This window comes from Sphingomonas sp. Ant20 (assembly GCF_000783375.1).
GTDB lineage: Bacteria > Pseudomonadota > Alphaproteobacteria > Sphingomonadales > Sphingomonadaceae > Sphingomonas > Sphingomonas aerolata.
Genome location: NZ_JRVI01000020.1, coordinates 33,230 through 50,786 on the forward strand (window position 1 = coordinate 33,230; position 17,557 = coordinate 50,786).

General features: G+C 64.4%; 14 protein-coding genes and 2 pseudogenes. 4 read left to right on the forward strand and 12 right to left on the reverse strand.

Annotated features, from left to right (window positions below; all coding sequences use genetic code 11):
• Positions 1-93: 93 nt before the first annotated feature.
• Positions 94-828, forward strand: coding sequence for a nucleoside triphosphate pyrophosphohydrolase (mazG, locus tag NI18_RS04540; protein WP_128082083.1), 735 nt, complete (start codon positions 94-96; stop codon positions 826-828).
• Here mazG and hflX read toward each other — a convergent pair.
• From hflX to dusB, 7 genes and pseudogenes are all read right to left on the reverse strand, one after another.
• Complete coding sequence (gene hflX, locus NI18_RS04545; RefSeq protein WP_037528497.1) at positions 809-2,101, reverse strand: GTPase HflX; 1,293 nt, start codon at positions 2,099-2,101, stop codon at positions 809-811. The two genes, mazG and hflX, sit on opposite strands and share 20 nt — an antisense overlap.
• A gap of 24 nt (positions 2,102-2,125) precedes the next feature.
• Positions 2,126-2,629, reverse strand: a pseudogene (hfq, locus tag NI18_RS04550) (RNA chaperone Hfq); the annotation flags it as partial.
• A 147-nt stretch (positions 2,630-2,776) separates the two neighbouring features.
• Complete coding sequence (locus NI18_RS04555; RefSeq protein ID WP_031393368.1) at positions 2,777-4,153, reverse strand: sigma-54 dependent transcriptional regulator; 1,377 nt, start codon at positions 4,151-4,153, stop codon at positions 2,777-2,779.
• Positions 4,154-4,157: 4 nt separating this feature from the next.
• Positions 4,158-6,407: an ATP-binding protein gene (locus tag NI18_RS04560; protein WP_037528498.1), complete on the reverse strand. Its 2,250-nt coding sequence runs from the start codon at positions 6,405-6,407 to the stop codon at positions 4,158-4,160.
• A 52-nt stretch (positions 6,408-6,459) separates the two neighbouring features.
• Entirely contained in the window at positions 6,460-7,905 is a 1,446-nt protein-coding gene (gene ntrC, locus NI18_RS04565) for a nitrogen regulation protein NR(I) (RefSeq protein ID WP_037528464.1), read from the reverse strand.
• Positions 7,902-8,966: an ATP-binding protein gene (locus tag NI18_RS04570; RefSeq protein ID WP_031439020.1), complete on the reverse strand. Its 1,065-nt coding sequence runs from the start codon at positions 8,964-8,966 to the stop codon at positions 7,902-7,904. Before NI18_RS04570 ends, ntrC begins: the two co-directional genes overlap by 4 nt.
• Positions 8,953-9,951: a tRNA dihydrouridine synthase DusB gene (gene dusB / locus NI18_RS04575; protein WP_037528466.1), complete on the reverse strand. Its 999-nt coding sequence runs from the start codon at positions 9,949-9,951 to the stop codon at positions 8,953-8,955. The genes NI18_RS04570 and dusB overlap by 14 nt, the downstream gene beginning before the upstream one ends.
• Before the next feature lie 139 nt (positions 9,952-10,090).
• On the opposite strand from dusB, the gene NI18_RS04580 reads away from it, so the two are divergent.
• The 3 genes from NI18_RS04580 to NI18_RS04590 are packed head-to-tail and all read left to right on the forward strand — an operon-like array spanning position 10,091 to position 12,319.
• The gene (locus NI18_RS04580; RefSeq protein ID WP_037528468.1) at positions 10,091-11,278 is read left to right on the forward strand and encodes a bifunctional 2-C-methyl-D-erythritol 4-phosphate cytidylyltransferase/2-C-methyl-D-erythritol 2,4-cyclodiphosphate synthase; all 1,188 of its coding nucleotides are present in this window, start codon (positions 10,091-10,093) and stop codon (positions 11,276-11,278) included.
• A complete protein-coding gene (locus tag NI18_RS04585; RefSeq protein ID WP_306286237.1) occupies positions 11,275-11,892 on the forward strand; it encodes a hypothetical protein in 618 nt (205 codons plus the stop codon). The genes NI18_RS04580 and NI18_RS04585 overlap by 4 nt, the downstream gene beginning before the upstream one ends.
• Entirely contained in the window at positions 11,801-12,319 is a 519-nt protein-coding gene (locus NI18_RS04590; protein WP_031439016.1) for a CinA family protein, read from the forward strand. Before NI18_RS04585 ends, NI18_RS04590 begins: the two co-directional genes overlap by 92 nt.
• On the opposite strand, the gene NI18_RS04595 is transcribed toward NI18_RS04590, so the two are convergent.
• The 5 genes and pseudogenes from NI18_RS04595 to aspS form a co-directional block, all read right to left on the reverse strand.
• The gene (locus tag NI18_RS04595) at positions 12,262-12,738 is read right to left on the reverse strand and encodes a type II toxin-antitoxin system RatA family toxin (RefSeq protein WP_031439015.1); all 477 of its coding nucleotides are present in this window, start codon (positions 12,736-12,738) and stop codon (positions 12,262-12,264) included. The two genes, NI18_RS04590 and NI18_RS04595, sit on opposite strands and share 58 nt — an antisense overlap.
• Positions 12,738-13,661 carry a lipoyl synthase gene (gene lipA / locus NI18_RS04600; RefSeq protein WP_031393377.1) on the reverse strand — a complete coding sequence of 308 codons (924 nt, stop codon included), beginning with the start codon at positions 13,659-13,661 and terminating at the stop codon, positions 12,738-12,740. The genes NI18_RS04595 and lipA overlap by 1 nt, the downstream gene beginning before the upstream one ends.
• 152 nt (positions 13,662-13,813) lie before the next feature.
• Positions 13,814-14,518 carry a PAS domain-containing protein gene (locus NI18_RS04605; protein WP_081874044.1) on the reverse strand — a complete coding sequence of 235 codons (705 nt, stop codon included), beginning with the start codon at positions 14,516-14,518 and terminating at the stop codon, positions 13,814-13,816.
• Between the two features lie 181 nt (positions 14,519-14,699).
• Positions 14,700-15,473 (reverse strand): polyphosphate kinase, encoded by a 774-nt coding sequence (locus NI18_RS04610; RefSeq protein WP_037528470.1) that lies wholly within the window; start codon positions 15,471-15,473, stop codon positions 14,700-14,702.
• A 74-nt stretch (positions 15,474-15,547) separates the two neighbouring features.
• A pseudogene (aspS, locus tag NI18_RS04615) lies at positions 15,548-17,372 on the reverse strand (aspartate--tRNA ligase).
• Between the last annotated feature and the right edge of the window lie 185 nt (positions 17,373-17,557).

The window sequence follows — 17,557 nt, forward strand, 5'->3', positions numbered from 1 at the left end:
TTATCGGATCGAGAGTGATTCGTTATGAAGCTTTTGATTTTGTCGTAGCAACGGCGATCTCCACGTCATCCTCACTTTATGCGGAGCGCCGCCATGATTGACCGCCTCACGACCATCATGGCGCGACTGCGCGATCCGGATACGGGATGCGAATGGGACCGTGTTCAAACATCGAGGACGATTGCTCGCTACACGATCGAAGAGGCCTATGAGGTCGTCGACGCGATCGAACGCGGCGATCTTGCCGATCTGAAGGACGAACTCGGCGACCTGTTGTTGCAGGTGGTATTCCATGCCCGCATTGCAGAGGAAGCGGGTGCATTTGCCCTGCCCGACGTCATCGACGCGATCAGCGACAAGATGGAGCGCCGACACCCGCACATCTTCGGTCCGGCGGAGACATCGCCCGGCTGGGAAACGATCAAGGCGACCGAGCGCGCGAACAAGCCTGACCAGAGTGCGGTCGCCGGCGTCGCCACCGCGCTGCCTTCGCTGGCGCGAGCCGACAAGCTGCAAAAGCGTGCTGCGCGGGTCGGGTTCGACTGGCCCGATCCAACCGGTTCCTTGGCCAAGGTGCACGAAGAACTCGACGAGATTGCGACAGCAACCGCCGACACACTGGCCGAAGAGGTCGGCGATCTTCTGTTTGCTGTGGCCAATTATGCCCGCCACCTCGGTATTGATCCCGAAGTGGCGTTACGCGCGGGCAACGCAAAGTTCGAAGCCCGGTTCCGGGCGATGGAACACATCGCCGGTGCGGGCTTCGAAGCTTTGTCGCTTGAGGAGAAGGAAGCGCTTTGGCAGACGGTCAAACGTCGCGGCGGCTGAACCGGTCGTAATCGGTGTCGGACAGCCGTACGTCATAGGTGGTGGCCAGCCCGTCCGCGAAACTGCTGAGCACCTCGCCATGCGCGTGCAACCATGCCGCGCCTGCGCCGTCCGTCGCATCGAGCGTAATGTGATAGCGGCGATGCGCATCCGTCAGTTTGGCAGCGACCTGCTCGACGAGATGGTCCACCCCCTCCCCACTCAGCGCCGAGATCGCCACGACATCCTCGCGATGCTCAGCCTCCCCGACAATCTCGTCATGGTCGGCAGGATCGAGCAGATCCAGCTTGTTCCAGACTTCGAACCGCGGGGTCATATCGTCGACGCCGATGTCCGCCAGCACCGCCTCGACATCGGCACGTTGCGCCTCCGTATCGGGATGCGCGATATCACGGACGTGGATCAGCAGATCGGCGGACACCACTTCTTCGAGCGTCGCCTTGAATGCCGCGACGAGCTGGGTTGGCAGGTCCGAGACGAACCCGACCGTGTCGGACAGGATCGCCTTGTCGATACCGGGCAATCGGATTTGCCGAAGCGTCGGATCCAGCGTCGCGAACAGCAGGTCTTCGGCCATGACGTCGGCACCGGTCAACCGATTGAACAGCGTCGACTTTCCGGCATTGGTATAGCCGACTAGCGCGATGACGGGCCAAGGGGCTCGCTGGCGTCGCTCCCGGTGCAGGCCGCGGGTGCGGCTGACCTGCTCGAGTTCGCGCCGGAGCCGCGCCATCCGGTCCCGGATGAGCCGGCGATCCGCCTCGATCTGGGTTTCACCAGGCCCGCCGAGAAAGCCGAACCCGCCGCGCTGACGCTCGAGATGGGTCCAGCTCCGGACGAGCCGGCCAGCCTGATAGTCGAGATGCGCAAGTTCAACCTGCAGCCGCCCTTCGGCCGTCGCCGCGCGCTCCCCGAAGATTTCGAGGATCAGCCCGGTGCGGTCGATGACCTTCGTTTCCAGCGCCTTTTCGAGATTGCGCTGCTGGATCGGGCTCAGGCTCGCATCGAACACGACGAGCCCCGCTTCCTCCATTCGCACCTGCGTCGCGAGGAGCTCGACCTGCCCGCTGCCGATCAACGTTGCCGGCTTGGCCTGGCGGACGCGATAGGCGATCCGTTCGACCACCTCCACGCCAATGGCGGCGGCAAGGCCCGCCGTCTCTTCAAGCCGTGCGTCGATATCGCGTGTCGCATCACCCTGGTCGGGCAAGACGACGATCGCTTTCGTGCCGCGGGCGAACTCGTCGCGGTCACGGTCGAAACCACTACTCATGCGCATTGCCCCAGGCCGTCATGATCATGCGTCGTCCACCGCATCCGTCTCATCGCTGTCGTCGGGATCCTCGGCAAGGTTCAGGGGCCGCGCAGGCTGGATCGTCGACACCGCGTGCTTGTAGACGAGCTGCGCCATACCTTCGCGCTGGAGCAGCATGCAGAACAGGTCAAAGCCGGCAATCTGGCCCTGGAGCATGACGCCGTTGATCAGGAACATGGTCACGCTGTCTTCCGACTTGCGGACCGCGTTCAGGAAGATTTCCTGCAGAAGCGGCTGCTTCTTCTGCGTTTCTGCGACGGCGTTTACGATCGCGGCGACGTCCATCGGTCCCGCGGGCATGATCGTCGAGATCGCATGCTTGTAGATGAGCTGGGACTGACCGTCGCGACGTAACAGCACCGAGAAATTATCGAACCAGGTGACGATACCCTGGAGCTTGACGCCCTTGACGAGGAACATCGTGACGGGGGTCTTGGTGCGGCGCAGTGCGTTGAGGAACAGGTCCTGGAGCGAGCCAATTTTTTTCGGCCAATGGGATAACCCTTGTTTTTGGCGGGACTTTGCCCGCGTGGCGCCGTTTCCCGGCGTCGGAGATCACCCGATTGCCGGGCGAGCGTCTAATCTATGTTCCCGGTACCGCTTCGTCCATAGGGGCGGGCGACGGATATGCGATCAATCGTCGCGCGTCTCGGTGATCCCGAGCAGCTTCAGCTTCCGGTGCAGCGCCGATCGCTCCATCCCGATAAAGCTCGCGGTGCGCGAGATGTTGCCGGAGAACCGACGGATCTGCACGCGCAGATACTCCCGTTCGAAGGTTTCACGCGCCTCGCGTAGCGGCGAGCCCATGATCGCGGTCCCCCCGGCGCTGCCCATGTCGCCCTGATCGCCCAGGACTTCGGCCGGCAGCAGGTCGAGATCGATGCGCCCCAGTCGGTCGCCCGGCGCGAGGATGATCGTCCGTTCAACCACGTTGCGAAGCTGGCGCACATTTCCCGGCCAGTCGTAGGATTGCAGCGCAACCATCGCATCGGGCGCGATTTCCGGTGTCCGGACCCGGCGTTCCGCCGCATAATGCGCGATGAAATGCTGGACCAGCGCAGGAATGTCCTCGCGGCGATCCGCGAGCGGCGGGATAGCCACCGGCACGACGTTCAACCGGTAATAGAGGTCCTCGCGAAACCGACCCTCGGCAATCTCGTGGACGAGGTCGCGCGCCGTCGCGGACACCACACGCACATCGACCTTGACGACCCTGGTACCGCCGATCCGCGTAAAGCTCTGGTCGGTCAGGACCCGCAAGATCCGCGCTTGGGTCGTGATCGGCATGTCGGCGATCTCGTCGAGGAACAGCGTTCCGCCATGCGCCTGCTCGAGCAGCCCGGGGCGGATTTTGTCCCCGCCCTCCTCCGCGCCGAACAATTCTTCGTCGACACGTTCAGGGGTCATCATCGCGGCGCTGACGATCACGAATGGCGCATCGGTGCGCAGGCTCCAGCCGTGCAGAAGGCGAGCAGCGACCTCCTTGCCGACCCCTGCCCCGCCCATGATCAGCACGCGGCTGCCGGTCGCGGCGACACGCTTGAGTGTTGCCCGGACGCCGTTGATCGCCCCCGAATTGCCGGTGAGATCGGTCTCGCGGCCGACCGTGGCCCGCAGCGAGGCGACCTCGCGGCGCAGCCGTTCGGTCTCGGTCGCGCGCGCCACCATGAGGAGCAGTCGCTCGGCCTCGAAAGGTTTTTCGATGAAGTCCGATGCGCCCCGCCGGATCGCCGCGACCGCGGTGTCGAGATTGCCGTGACCCGATATGACGAGCACCGGGATCGACGGATCGCGCCGTTTAATTTCGTCGAGCAACTCCAGCCCGTCGAGGCGCGACCCCTGAAGCCAGACGTCGAGCAGCACGAGCGACGGCCGCCGCGCCGCGATCGCTTCGAGCGCGGCGTCGCTGTCGCCCGCATCGCGCGTCTGATAGCCCTCGTCCTCCAGGACGCCGGCCACCAGTTCGCGAATGTCACGTTCGTCGTCCACGACGAGAATATCGAGCGCCATCAATTCATGTCCGATTGCGAGTCATTGCGACGAGCTGGCCATCCCCTGCCGGCTCGGGTGCGGATGCCCCCTGATCAAGCGCGACCAGCGCTCTGGCGTCGAAGTTCATGGTGACAATGGTGCCCCCACCGGGACGATCCGAAAACGCGATCGTCCCGCAATGTTCCTCGATGATCTTCTTGACGATGGCAAGCCCGAGCCCCGTCCCGCGCGCGCGCGTCGTCATATAGGGTTCGATGATCCGGTCGCGTTCGACCGGCAGACCGATCCCCGTGTCGGCGACTTCGATCGCGACGCAGTGCGCCGTTCCATCGTGGCGCGTCTCGGTCAGGGTCATGGTAACCGCCCCGCCCTCGTCGTCGCCGCGCGTCTCGATCGCCTCAACCGCGTTCTTGACGATGTTCGTCAGAGCCTGCCCGATCTGCCGGCGATCGCACACGAGCATCGGACCGGGGTCGTCATGAACCAGCAGAAAACGGATCCCCGGATGCGCCACCTCGTGGAGGAACATCGCCTGGCGTGCGGCGTCGAGCAGTGATTCCTCGCGGAAGACGGGCTTGGGCATCCGTGCGAATGACGAGAATTCATCGACCATCCGGCGCAGGTCCGCGACCTGGCGGATGATCGTGTCGGTGAGCCGCGCAAATGTCCCGTCCTCCGCGGGGATCTTGCCCCCATAGCGCCGCTGCAGGCGCTCCGCGGCGAGCTGGATCGGCGTCAGCGGATTCTTGATTTCGTGCGCGATCCGGCGGGCGACGTCCGACCAGGCGGCGCGGCGCTGGTCGAGCAGTTGCTGCGTGATATCGTCGAATGTGAGGATCGGGCCGGTCGGCGCATGTGCGATCCGGACGGCGAGTGTCCGCGCATCGCCGGCCTGGCCGACCTGGACGATCGCTTCGCGTCCTCCCTCCTGCACGAGCGCGTCGAGTTCGGGCGCAACCTCGTGCAATGGCTTGCCAACCAGACCGTCCGCGCCGAGCAGCTGGATCGCAGAGCGATTTGCAATCCGGATCACGCGGTCCTTCGCGGTCGCGACGACGCCCGCCGAAACATCCGCCATAACCGCCTCGATCAGCGCACGACGGGTCTCGAGCTGGTCGTTCGCGGTCATCAGATCGCTGTTCTGCTCCTGCAGCCGACCGGTCATCTGGTTGAACGCGCGCGCCAGCGTTCCGACCTCGTCGCGGCTGCGCGGATCTGGCACGCGCGCGGTCAAATCCCCCTCGGCCACCCGACGTGCCGCATCGACCAGCTCGCCGACGGGGCGTACCAGACGATCCGCTACAGCCAGCGCGATCCAGACAGCAACGCCAACGATAAGCAGGGAAATGCCCAGCAAGGCTGCGTTGAACAGGAGCTGGAGGCTGCGCGACCGGGCAAGCAGCTGCCGATAGCTTGCCAGCACGGCGTTGGCGCGCGTCGTCTGCTCCGACAGGAGCTTGGTATCCTCGACGCGCCCGGCATAAAGGAAGAGTTCGTCGGCGCCGGGCAGCATCGTGATCGTGCGGATACGATCCCCCGTCACCGATACTGCGGCGGGCTTGCCGCTCCGGAGTTCGCGGATCGCCTCGGGCGTCACCTGTCGTGTAAAGTCGATTTCATAGGGGTTCACAACCGCGAAGGTCTGGATTTCGTTCTGTGGCGTGACCTTGAACAGCGCGGCTTCGGACAGGCTCCGGAAATAGACCTGTTGGTAGAAAAATCCTGAAAAGCCCGGACTCTGCAGCGATCGCTCCCGCAGGTAATTGGACATATCCGCTGCCATAGTGACGCTCGCCTCTTCCCAGCGGCTGAGCTGGCGCGTGTAGGACGACTGGGCGAGTTCGGTGGCGTTTTCGAGCATCCCGCGTGCCTGATCCGAATACCAGAATTGCACGCCATATTGGAACAGCAGCGACGCGAAGATCGTCACCAGCAGCATCGGCACCGCGGCGACGATCGAGAACAAGGCAACGAGCCGGACGTGCAGGCGGCCGCCACCGCCAACCGGGGACCGCGCAGCGCGCCGCATCGCCACCCGCCGGCCGAGCAGCATCAGCAATGCGATGCCCGGGACGAGGTTGGCGATCAGCAGCAGCGCAATCAGCGGTGGCGGCATCAAACGCTGGGGTGAATTGGCGCCGCTGATGAGCACATAGCTCGCGACCGCGACGGTAATCGCCAGCGCGACCACCAGCGCCTCAAGCGCAGGCGTCACTTCGAACCGGTGCGGTGGCACGTCGTCTTCGATGGCAAGCGTCGCGGGGGCGATCATCGTTGCCGTGATACAACGACAATTGTTGCCGGGAAACCACATAATGGCCGGGTCAGCGTAACCCTGCCGCGTCCATCTCGGTCATGTCGCCGCTGATATCGATCCCGAGCGTGTCGAGACGCTTGCGCAGCGTGTTGCGATTGATTCCCATCGCACGTGCGGCGCGAAGCTGGTTCTGCCCATGCCGGGCAAGCATCAGTTCGATCAACGGACGCTCGACCTCACCGATGACGCGGTCGTACAGACTGCCATCGTCGAGCGCTGCCGGGTTTTCCCGCTCGATCCGCCCAATCAGTGCCTTCACCGCGCCGGCGATGTCGAGATCGGTTGCAGTGGCGGTCGGTGTTCGCGCGCCCAGCATCGCGTGGATAGCCTCGGCGCCGATGACCTCATCGCGCGCGAGCACCGCTAGCCTGCGCATCAGGTTTTCGAGTTCGCGAACATTGCCCGGCCAGTCATACGCGCCGAGCGCGGTGATCGCATCCCCCGCCAACTGACGTCGCGGCAGACCCTGGATCGCCGCATGATCGAGAAAATGTCGTGCGAGCAGGGCGACGTCCTGCCGTCGCTCGCGGAGCGGTGGCAAGGTGACCGGCACGACGTTGAGACGGTAGAACAGGTCTTCCCGGAAATGTCCCGCGGCCACCTGCGCCGCCAGATCGCGGTTGGTTGCGGCCAGGATGCGGACATCGACCCGGATCGTGCGCGCCCCACCAACGCTCGTGAACTCGCCCGACTGCAGCACGCGAAGCAGCCGGGTCTGCGCCTCCATCGGCATGTCGCCGATTTCGTCGAGGAACAGCGTGCCGCCCGTCGCCTGCTCGAAACGACCGGCATTTCGCGTTGCGGCACCGGTAAAGGCGCCGCGCTCATGCCCGAACAGTTCGGCCTCGATCAATTCGCGCGGGATGGCGGCCATGTTGATCGCGATGAACGGCGCGGCGCTCCGCTGGCCGAGGTCGTGGATAGCCCGGGCGACCAGTTCCTTGCCGGTGCCCGATTCGCCGGATATCAGCACGGTCAGATCGTTCGAGATGACGCGTGCGATGACCCGGTAGACGTCCTGCATCGCCGCGGACCGGCCGATCAGCGGCAGTGCACGATCCTCGTCGCCGATCCGGTCATCGGACAGCACCCCGCCCCGCGCCAGCGCCCCCGTCACCGCACGCGACAAGACGTCGAGATCAAAGGGCTTGGGCAGATATTCATACGCACCGACCTCCGCCGCGCGTACCGCGGTGGTCAGCGTGTTCTGCGCCGACAGGACGATGATCGGCAGCGTCGGGTGGCGTTCGGCGACATTGCGGACATGGTCGATGCCGTCGCCGTCGGGCAGCACCACGTCCGTGATCAGCACGTCGGGTATCGCCACAGCCAGGGCGCGTTCGAGTTGCGCGAGGCTGTCGGCGACGGTTACGTCGTGGCCGCTGCGCCGCAACGCCTGCGCGACGACGGTGCGAATTGCGGCGTCGTCGTCGACGACCAGCACAGTGCTCATGATGTGGCTCTTGGCAGCAGCAGGCGAAGAACGGTCATTTCTGGAATCCCCTCACGCGCATATTGCACGATCCCGCCCATATCGCGCGTCAGCTTGTCGACGAGGGCGAGACCCAGCCCCTGCCCTTCACGGCGCCCCGACACGAAGGGATCGAACAGGTGATCGGCAATATCAGCAGGCGCGCCGGGGCCATTGTCGAACACACAGATCTCAATCGGCAACGGGAGACGCGGTTTGCCCGGCGCGCTGCTGACGGTGATCCCGTGGCGATAGGCCGTGGTCATGATGATCAGGGGATTTGGTTGATCTGCAACGGCTTCACGTGCGTTCTTCAGAAGGTTGATGACAATCTGAAGGACCGCGTCGCGATTGATATGCGCGGGCGGTAGCGAGGGATCGAACCGCTCCTCGATCGCGATTCCGCGCGCAAAACCGGCGAGCGCGAGGCGACGCGCGTGCGTCAACAACGGGTAGATATTCTCGCTGGCGAGCGGGAGCGGGCGCGTATCGCTGAAGTCCTGCATGCGATCGATCAGCGCCGCGATTCGGTCCACCTCGGTCGTGATCAGCGTGGTCAGTTCGCCGGCATCGAGCAGCTGCGCGGCCCCGCGGATGCCGGACAAGGGATTCTTGATCTCATGTGCGAGCATCGCCGCGGCCCCGACTGCCGCGCGCGCGCCCGCAGTACGGTCCGCCGAATAGCCCAGCCGTCGCGAGATGGCGGGAACGTGCAGTGTGATCGCGCGCCAGCCGGGATGATCGGGCATGATCGTCTCGGCAAAGTCGACGCGGATCTTCACGCCGCGGGCGGTCGCGATCTCGGTATCAAAGACGGCGAGGCCGCGATTATCGTGCTTGCGGGATTCGTCGGGGGGCGGGAGTATCGCCGCGATCGGCTGCCCTACCATGAGGCGTTCCGACAGGTTGAGCAATTGCTCCGCCAGCGCATTGGCATGGGCTATCCTGTCGTCAGGATCGACCACGACGACCGCCACCGGCAGCGCCGCGAAGACGTCGTTGAACCCCGGACGGTCGCGCCGATCCGACTCAGGCGGCTTCAAGGTGACGCCAGGGCGCGTAGAACTCCGCCAGCATCGCCTTGACCTGGTTGGGGTCCGCCACCTGGTTCACCCGGTTCCGGAACTCCGCCGACCCATGCAGGCCCTTGGTGTACCAGCCGATATGCTTGCGGGCCATGTTGACACCTGTCTCGATCCCATAGTGCTCGAGCATCGCCTCGTAATGCCCTGCAATCGCTTCATATTGCTCGTTGATTGACGGATCGGCCACGCGGCGTCCGGTCGCAAACCAGGTCATGACCTGATTGAGCAGCCAAGGCCGCCCATAGGCGCCGCGTCCGATCATCACGCCGTCCGCACCCGACTGGTCGAGCGCCGCTTCGGCATCCTCGATCGAACAAATGTCGCCATTGACGATCACGGGGATCGACACCGCGTCCTTCACCCGGCGCACGAAGCCCCAATCGGCGCTTCCCTTGTACATCTGATTCCGCGTCCGGCCATGGACGGTGATCAGCTTCACCCCGAGATCTTCTGCGATCCTGGACAATTCGGGTGCGTTGAGACTGTCGTGGCACCAGCCCATACGCATCTTCAACGTGACCGGGACATCGACCGCCTTCACCGTCGCAGATACGATCGCCGTCGCCAGCTTGACGTCACGCATCAGCGCGGACCCGGCATCCCCATTGACGATCTTACGGACCGGACATCCCATGTTGATGTCGACGATCGCGGCACCGCGATCCTGACTCAGCCGCGCGGCCTCGCCCATTTCATAGGGCGTGCACCCGACCAGTTGCATCGACACCGGCTCTTCGAGACGATCCCATGCCGCCTTCTGGATCGACTGGCGGGTCTCGCGGATTGCAGCCTGGCTCGCGACCATTTCGGTAACGTTAAGCCCTGATCCATATCGCCGCACAAGCGTACGGAACGGCATATCCGTCACGCCCGTCATGGGCGCGAGGACGACCGGACTTTCAATCCGCACGGTGCCGATCTGGATAGGTGAGAGATTACACATAAGCTGCCCAAAAAAGAGGCAGAACATAGGCCGCGATGCCAGAAATGGCAAGGCTGGTCTAGCTGTTCCCGTCGTGCGCGAGTCATGGGAACGACTGCCTGCACTGGCGATGCCGCGCTCAAGACGCTAATCGCCGCCCATGACAAAGCGCCGCACCGTCGCCCTGATCGTCGCAGCCGGGTCCGGCACCCGCGCTGGCGGCACCCTCCCCAAGCAATTCGCGACCGTTGCGGGAAGGCCGATGCTCATGCACGCGGTTACCGCAATGTCCGCGCACCCGGCGATCGACGCCGTGAGGGTCGTCGTTGCCGAAGGTCAGCTGGACCATGCAAAGGCGGTACTGGCAGCAGGAGGCGTTACGGACGCGACGGTCATCGTCGGGGGCAGGACCCGCCGGGATTCGGTACTGAGGGGAATCGCTGCCCTGTCCGATTTGGATCACGTTCTCGTTCACGATGCCGCCCGGCCGTTCCTTCCTGCCGGGGTCATCAGCGCGGTCGTGGCAGCGCTGACGAACAGCGACGCCGCGGTGCCTGTGCTGCCGGTAGCGGATACGCTGGCGCGCGGCGCGACGACGCTGACCGGTCGCATGCTCGGCGAAGTCGTTCCGCGCGAGGCCGTATACCGGGTCCAGACGCCGCAGGGCTTCCGGATCGCTAAGCTGCGCGCCGCGCACGCTGCCTGGCCGGCCGATGAAGATGCCAGCGACGATGCCCAGATGGTGCGACGGGTTGGCGGCAGCGTCGCGTTGGTGCAGGGCGATCCGATGCTCGACAAAGTGACTCACCCCGACGATTTTGCCGCCGCTGAAGCGCGCGCGCCCTATGAAAGCCGAACCGCGATGGGCTTCGACGTCCATCGGCTGGAAACGGGCGAGGAATTATGGCTTGGCGGCGTCCGGATCCCGCACGACAAGGGGCTTTCCGGCCATAGCGATGCCGATGTCGCGCTGCATGCGCTGACCGACGCGTTGCTCGGCACGATCGCCGCGGGTGATATCGGCACGCATTTCCCCCCGAGCGATCCGCAGTGGAAAGGTGCCGACTCCGCGCAGTTCCTGCAGCATGCCGCGCAGCTGATCGCGGCCAAAGGCGGTCGGATCGACTTCGTCGACCTGACCATTCTGTGCGAGATGCCCAAGATCGGACCGCACCGCGCGGCGATGACGAACCGGATCGCCGATCTGCTCGACCTCGCCACGGACCGGGTGAGCGTGAAGGCGACGACGACCGAGCGACTCGGGTTCACGGGACGGGGCGAGGGCATTGCGGCGCAGGCGGTCGCGACGATCAGCCTCCCTTCGAATCGTGGCCGTGTCGGCGCATGAGGTTCGCTGCCGCACTGACGCTCGCCGCCCTTATCGCAACGCCGGTATCGGCACAGTCCCCCTGCATCTCCGGCCCCGAGGCGGAGGCGATGACGCTCGTCGCGCTGCCCGACATCATCCGTGAAACGGGCCGAATCTGCGCGGCAAGGCTTCCCGCGACCAGCCTCGTGCGCAACCAGTCCAGTACACTGATCGCGCGCTATCAGATCGAAGCGGATCGCGCCTGGCCGTCCGCTCGGGCCGCGATCGTAAAGCTTAGCGACCCTGCGGTCGATGCGCTTCTCCAGTCCGACTATGCCCGGCCATTGCTGACGAGCCTGCTCGTCCCGCAGATTGTCGGACGCATCGCGGCGCGCGACTGTGGGACGATCGATCGGCTCGTGACGCTGCTCCAGCCGCTGCCGCCGCGGAACACCGCTGGCATCGTCGTCGAGACGCTGCGCTATCTCAAGGCTGACAAGGCACGCCGCGGAGATCGATCGCGCCCGACCTTCCGCTCTGCACGGCAACGGAGAGCCGCTGATGGATACCCTTCTCCCTCCCCAGCTGATCGACGCGGCACGCAAGGTCATCGAGGCAAATCGCGCCCTCGGACGACGCGTCGCGGTTGCTGAAAGCTGTACCGGGGGCCTCGTCGCTGCGGCGCTGACGGAAATTCCGGGCAGTTCCGACGTGTTCGAAATCGGGTTCGTGACCTATTCGAACGAGGCCAAGCTGAAACTGCTCAAGATCAGCTCAGACGTGCTTGAGACTTTCGGTGCGGTGTCGATCGCCGTCGCGTGGAGCATGGCGCAGGGCGCACTCGAGCAGTCGGGCGCGGATGTTGCCGTCGCCATCACCGGCATCGCCGGGCCCGGCGGTGGATCGGCGAAGAAGCCGGTCGGGACGGTGGTCTTCGCCCGTGCCGAGAAGGGCGGCGATCGCAGCGATGTCGACGCAGATCGCAAGGATTTTGGCGATCTCGGCCGCGGCGGTATCCGCCTTCAGGCTGCGCTGTGCGCGCTCGAACTCTTGCTGCCGGTCGAGGATGTCGCACCGTAAAGCTCGGCCGCGCGCGTCTCGAACGCGCCAATCATCTTGCGCAATGCGGCACCGAAGACCTGACCCGCGATCAGCTCGAACATCCGGTTTTTGAAAGCAAAGTCGACGGTAAAGTCGACCGCGCACCCCTGCCCCTCAGGACGAAAACGCCATTCGTTGCGAAGATATTTGAGCGGACCATCGACATAGTCGACGAGGATCTCGGTCGGTCGAGTCTTCTGCACACGTGACGTGAACGTCTCGCGCAAGCCCTTAAAGCCGACGATCATGTCCGCGAGCGTTTCCGTCTCACTGTTCGAACGGACGCGCATCGCACTGACCCATGGCAGAAACTCGGCGTAGCGGCCGACATCGGCGACCAGATCGAACATCTGTTCGGGTGTATAGGGTAGATGGCGTGTTTCGGAATGCTTGGGCATCAGATCCGTGCGACCCCGAGCTTGGCATCACGCGCCGCCCGAAGCTGCGCGAAGTCGTCCCCAGCATGGTAGCTCGACCGCGTCAGTGGCGACGATGCAACAAGCATGAATCCCTTGGCCCGGGCGATCGACGCATAGGCATCGAAGGCCTTGGGCGTGACGAACTCGGCCACCTTGGCATGGCGTGGCGTGGGCTGAAGATACTGGCCCATCGTCAGGAAATCGATGTCCGCGCAGCGCATGTCGTCCATGACCTGGTGGATCTCGAGGCGCTCTTCGCCCAGCCCAAGCATCACGCCCGACTTGGTGAAAATCGACGGGTCGTGGCGTTTCACGCTCTCGAGCAAGCGCAACGAGGCATAATAGCGCGCGCCAGGCCGGATCGTCGGGTACAGGCGAGGAACTGTCTCGAGGTTGTGGTTGTAGACATCGGGGCGCGCCTCGACGATCGACTCGATCGCGGCCTGCGCCTTGTTGCGGAAATCGGGCGTCAGGATTTCGATCGTCGTAGTGGGATTCGACGCGCGGATTGCCTGGATGACCTTCACAAACTGCGAAGCGCCGCCATCGGGAAGGTCGTCGCGGTCGACCGATGTGATGACGATGTGGTTCAGCCCCATCTGCGCCGCGGCATCGGCGACATTCTGTGGCTCCATCCGGTCGACCGCGCGGGGCATGCCGGTCTTCACGTTGCAGAAGGCGCAGGCGCGGGTGCAGGTATCGCCGAGGATCATGACCGTTGCATGCTTCTTCGACCAGCATTCGCCGATATTCGGGCATGCGGCCTCTTCACAGACCGTCGTCAGGCTTTTCGAGCGCATCAGTTCGCGGGTCTTGGCGAAGCCGGCGGATGTCGGGGCCTTGACGCGGATCCAGTCGGGCTTTCGAGCGCGCGGCGCGGCGAGCGGGGTCATCTCGTTCATGGCAGGCAGATAGCGATCCCGGCTATATGAAACAACACACATGCGGTTCTTCGCCCGATATCACGGGTATCCTGCGAAGCCGGCAAGAACGCCCCCGCGCCGGCGCATATGCGGAGCGGGCGCACTTACCACGTCGTACCGCACCGACCGGCTCAGCGGAACCGTTCCAGATCCGTCGCAGCCGATACCGCGACGGCATATCGATCGGACAGATACCGTTCGAACCGTTGATGCGCATCGCACGTGAGCTGAAACGCCGCACCCCCCGCTCGCCCGTCGCCGGCAGCCTCGAACTCGATCAGCCCCTGAACCTCGAGCGCGCGAATCCAGCGGGTCAGTGTGGCGTGTCCGACCCCGAGCATCGGTTCAAGGTCGGTCGGCGTCAGGAGAACGCCCTCGGCCTCGCTGACATAGGCCGCAAGCAGGATGTCCCACGCGCTGTCGGCAAACAACGACGGGCAGAATATTGCCCCGCGCGCGCGCCGGGCATCCAGCGTCAGCTGGGCCGTCTTCAACAAGGCTTCGGGTTTGACCTCGCCGGACCCAGGCATGGTTTCCTCGAAGATCATCGTCACGCAGACCTCGGTCCCTGGCGGCGCGATCGATAAATGGCCCTGCACCCAGAGATGCGACGAGTCGGTTCTGACCAGCCTTTTGGTAGTGCTGATCGGGGATCCGGTATGCACCACGCGACGCATCAGTCGCCGGCAGCGCTCGCGGTCGGCAGGCGCGGTGAAATCGAGCATGTTGCTGCCAAGCAAAATGGCGGCTGTCGCATTGAGCGTGTGGCAGAACGTCGCGTCCACCTCGACAATCGCCCCTGAGGTGTCGACACCTATTCGACCGCGTTCCGTCATGACCTACGCCCACTGAATGGCCGTCCGCTACTCGGACACGCCCATTATCTTAGGGCAAGCCTAACCATCATCGGAAGCTGTTCACGCTAACATAAGTTGTTCGGAAGGCGTTAGAATTTCGACCAAAATGGATATAGCTGCAGAGGACCGCGACCAAAAGCGGGGTTGCGCTTTGCGACGATTAAAGCTTGAGGGCCTTTTTCGCGACCTTGACGACGGCGGGATCAAGCGGCGGGGGCACCATCGCGACTCCGCCCTCCAGGCGATCTGCGACGACGGTCAGCGCAGCGATCCGTGCCGCCTTCTTGTCGTTCCCGTCGATGACGATCCACGGCGCGGCCGCGGTGTCCGTGCGTGCGAACATCTCATGCATCGCGGCGAGATAGTCCTCGCGTCGCGACCGGTTGTGATAGTCGTCGAGACCGGTTTTCCAGTGCTTCCAAGGGTCGCGCAGCCGCGCCTCCAGCCGCCGGTCCTGTTCCGCTTGGGTGATATGGACGAAGATCTTGATCAGCGTGGTGTCGTTCTCGATCAGTCCCGCTTCGAAGGCATTGATCGCGTCATAGCCGCGCTCCCATTCGCGGCGCGTGGCGAATTCCTCGACCCGCTCGACCAGTACCCTGCCGTACCAGCTCCGATCGAAGACGGCGATGTTCCCGTCCGCCGGCAACCGTTTCCAGAAGCGCCAGAGAAAGTGATGTGCCTTCTCGTCGGCGCTCGGGGCGGCGATCGGCCAGACGCGGTAAGTACGGGGATCCCACTCGGCCGACAACCGCTGGATGATACCGCCCTTCCCCGCCGCATCCCACCCTTCGAACATCACCACAGCGGGGCGCTTGTTGACGATATGCGCGACCTGGATGTGCTCAAGCCTCTTCTGAAGCTTTGCCAAGTCGCGCTTGTATTTGCCGTCATAGGCGTCGCCGGCTTCATAATGGGCAAGATCGATGGGCATAAGCAAACTCCAGAAGATCAGGCGGCCACTAGGGGCGGGACGGAAAGGACCGAGGCGGCCGAGCCGCCTCGGCGTCAGCCAGCGGCGGGCGTCACCGTCTTGGCCGGGTCCTTCGGCCCATCGACGGTGAGCTTGATGTTGAGCTCCTTCAGCTGGCGCGGGCTGACCGGGCTCGGTGCGCCCATCATCAGGTCCTCGGCCTTCTGGTTCATCGGGAACAGCACGACCTCGCGGATGTTCGGCTCGCCCGCGAGCAGCATGACCATCCGGTCGATGCCGGGTGCCGAGCCGCCATGCGGCGGTGCGCCGACCTTGAACGCGTTGATCATGCCGGCAAAGTTCGTGTCGACATCGGCCTGCGTGTAGCCGGCGATCTCGAACGCCTTGTACATGATCTCAGGCCGGTGGTTCCGGATCGCACCCGACGACAGTTCGACGCCGTTGCAGACGATGTCGTACTGGTACGCCAGGATATCGAGCGGATCCTTGTTCTCCAACGCGTCCATCTCGCCCTGCGGCATCGAGAACGGGTTGTGGCTGAAGTCGACCTTCTTGGCGTCCTCGTCATATTCGAACATCGGGAAGTCGACGATCCAGCAGAACTCAAACCGGTTCTCGTCGATCAGGCCGAGATCCGCACCTATGCGCGCGCGGGCTGCGCCGGCGAGCTTGGCGGCGGGGAGTTCCTTGCCGGCGGCGAAGAAGATGCCGTCGTTCGGCCCGAGGCCCATCTCCGCGATCAGCTTGCGCGTCGCTTCCTCGCCGTGATTCTTGGCGATCGGGCCGCCAAGTTCGCCGTTCTTCTGCGTGATGTAGCCGAGCCCCGCATGCCCTTCGGCGCGCGCCCAGTCGTTCATGTCGGTGAAGAACTTGCGGCTCTTCTCGGCGGTGTTCGGCGCAGGGATTGCGCGAACCACGTCACCCCCCGGCGACGATGCCCGCGAACAGGCCGAAGCCCGAGTCAACGAAGTGGTGGCCGACGTCGTGGATCAGGATCGGGTTGCGCAGATCGGGCTTGTCGCTGCCGTATTTCAGCATCGATTCGCGGTAGGGAATGCGCTTGAACGGCAGGGCGGAGACCTGGCGTCCCTTGCCCTGCCAATCGGCGAACTCCTCGAACACGCCGTGCAGCACGGGCTCGATCGCGTTGAACACGTCGTCCTGCGTGACGAAGCTCATCTCGAAATCGAGCTGGTAGAATTCGCCCGGCGAACGATCGGCGCGCGCGTCCTCGTCGCGGAAGCAGGGGGCGATCTGGAAATAGCGATCGAAGCCCGCGACCATCAGCAGCTGCTTGAACATCTGCGGTGCCTGCGGCAGCGCGTAGAACTTGCCCGGATGCACGCGGCTCGGCACCAGATAGTCACGCGCGCCCTCTGGCGACGACGCCGTCAGGATCGGCGTCTGGAATTCGGTGAAGCCCTGATCGTTCATGCGGTTGCGCAGCGAGGTGATGACCTTCGAACGCAGCATGATGTTCGCGTGCAGCCGCTCGCGCCGCAGGTCGAGATAGCGATAGCGCAGGCGGATATCCTCGGGATACTCGGCCTCGCCAGCGACCGGCATCGGCAGCTCGCCTGCCATCGACTGGACGGTCGCGGCGGTCGCGCGGACCTCGATCCCGCCGGTCGGCAGGTTCGGATTTACCGCTTCGGGCGCGCGTGCGGTCACCTTGCCGGTGATCGTGACGACGCTCTCGCTCTTCAGGCCCTCGATGACCTTGAAGACGGGGCCGCTGACGTCGGTGACGATCTGCGTGATGCCGTAATGATCGCGCAGATCGATGAAGACCAGGTCACCATGATCGCGCTTCTTGTGGACCCAGCCCGAGACGCGGACCTCCTCGCCGACCTGTTCGGGGCGGAGGGCGGCGCAGTTATGGGTGCGATAGGCGTGCATGTGTCTCGTCTCTCATACGTCGTCCCTGCGTTTGCGGGGATCTCGTGCAGCAAGGGTGCGCCCTGCGACGGGAGATCCCAGCGTTTGCTGGGATGACGGGAATTGGATGGCCCGCGCTTCCCTTCCCTACCGGCCTTTGTCAAGGCGCCCCTTTGTCAACATGGGGGAGCCTCGCTATGGACGAG

Coding starts and splice junctions, on each gene's coding strand:
- mazG (WP_128082083.1), top strand. CDS start 94: ATGATTGACCGCCTCACGACCATCATGGCGCGACTGCGCGATCCGGAT.
- hflX (WP_037528497.1), bottom strand. CDS start 2,101: ATGAGTAGTGGTTTCGACCGTGACCGCGACGAGTTCGCCCGCGGCACG.
- NI18_RS04555 (WP_031393368.1), bottom strand. CDS start 4,153: ATGGCGCTCGATATTCTCGTCGTGGACGACGAACGTGACATTCGCGAA.
- NI18_RS04560 (WP_037528498.1), bottom strand. CDS start 6,407: ATGATCGCCCCCGCGACGCTTGCCATCGAAGACGACGTGCCACCGCAC.
- ntrC (WP_037528464.1), bottom strand. CDS start 7,905: ATGAGCACTGTGCTGGTCGTCGACGACGACGCCGCAATTCGCACCGTC.
- dusB (WP_037528466.1), bottom strand. CDS start 9,951: ATGTGTAATCTCTCACCTATCCAGATCGGCACCGTGCGGATTGAAAGT.
- NI18_RS04580 (WP_037528468.1), top strand. CDS start 10,091: ATGACAAAGCGCCGCACCGTCGCCCTGATCGTCGCAGCCGGGTCCGGC.
- NI18_RS04585 (WP_306286237.1), top strand. CDS start 11,275: ATGAGGTTCGCTGCCGCACTGACGCTCGCCGCCCTTATCGCAACGCCG.
- NI18_RS04590 (WP_031439016.1), top strand. CDS start 11,801: ATGGATACCCTTCTCCCTCCCCAGCTGATCGACGCGGCACGCAAGGTC.
- NI18_RS04595 (WP_031439015.1), bottom strand. CDS start 12,738: ATGCCCAAGCATTCCGAAACACGCCATCTACCCTATACACCCGAACAG.
- lipA (WP_031393377.1), bottom strand. CDS start 13,661: ATGAACGAGATGACCCCGCTCGCCGCGCCGCGCGCTCGAAAGCCCGAC.
- NI18_RS04605 (WP_081874044.1), bottom strand. CDS start 14,518: ATGACGGAACGCGGTCGAATAGGTGTCGACACCTCAGGGGCGATTGTC.
- NI18_RS04610 (WP_037528470.1), bottom strand. CDS start 15,473: ATGCCCATCGATCTTGCCCATTATGAAGCCGGCGACGCCTATGACGGC.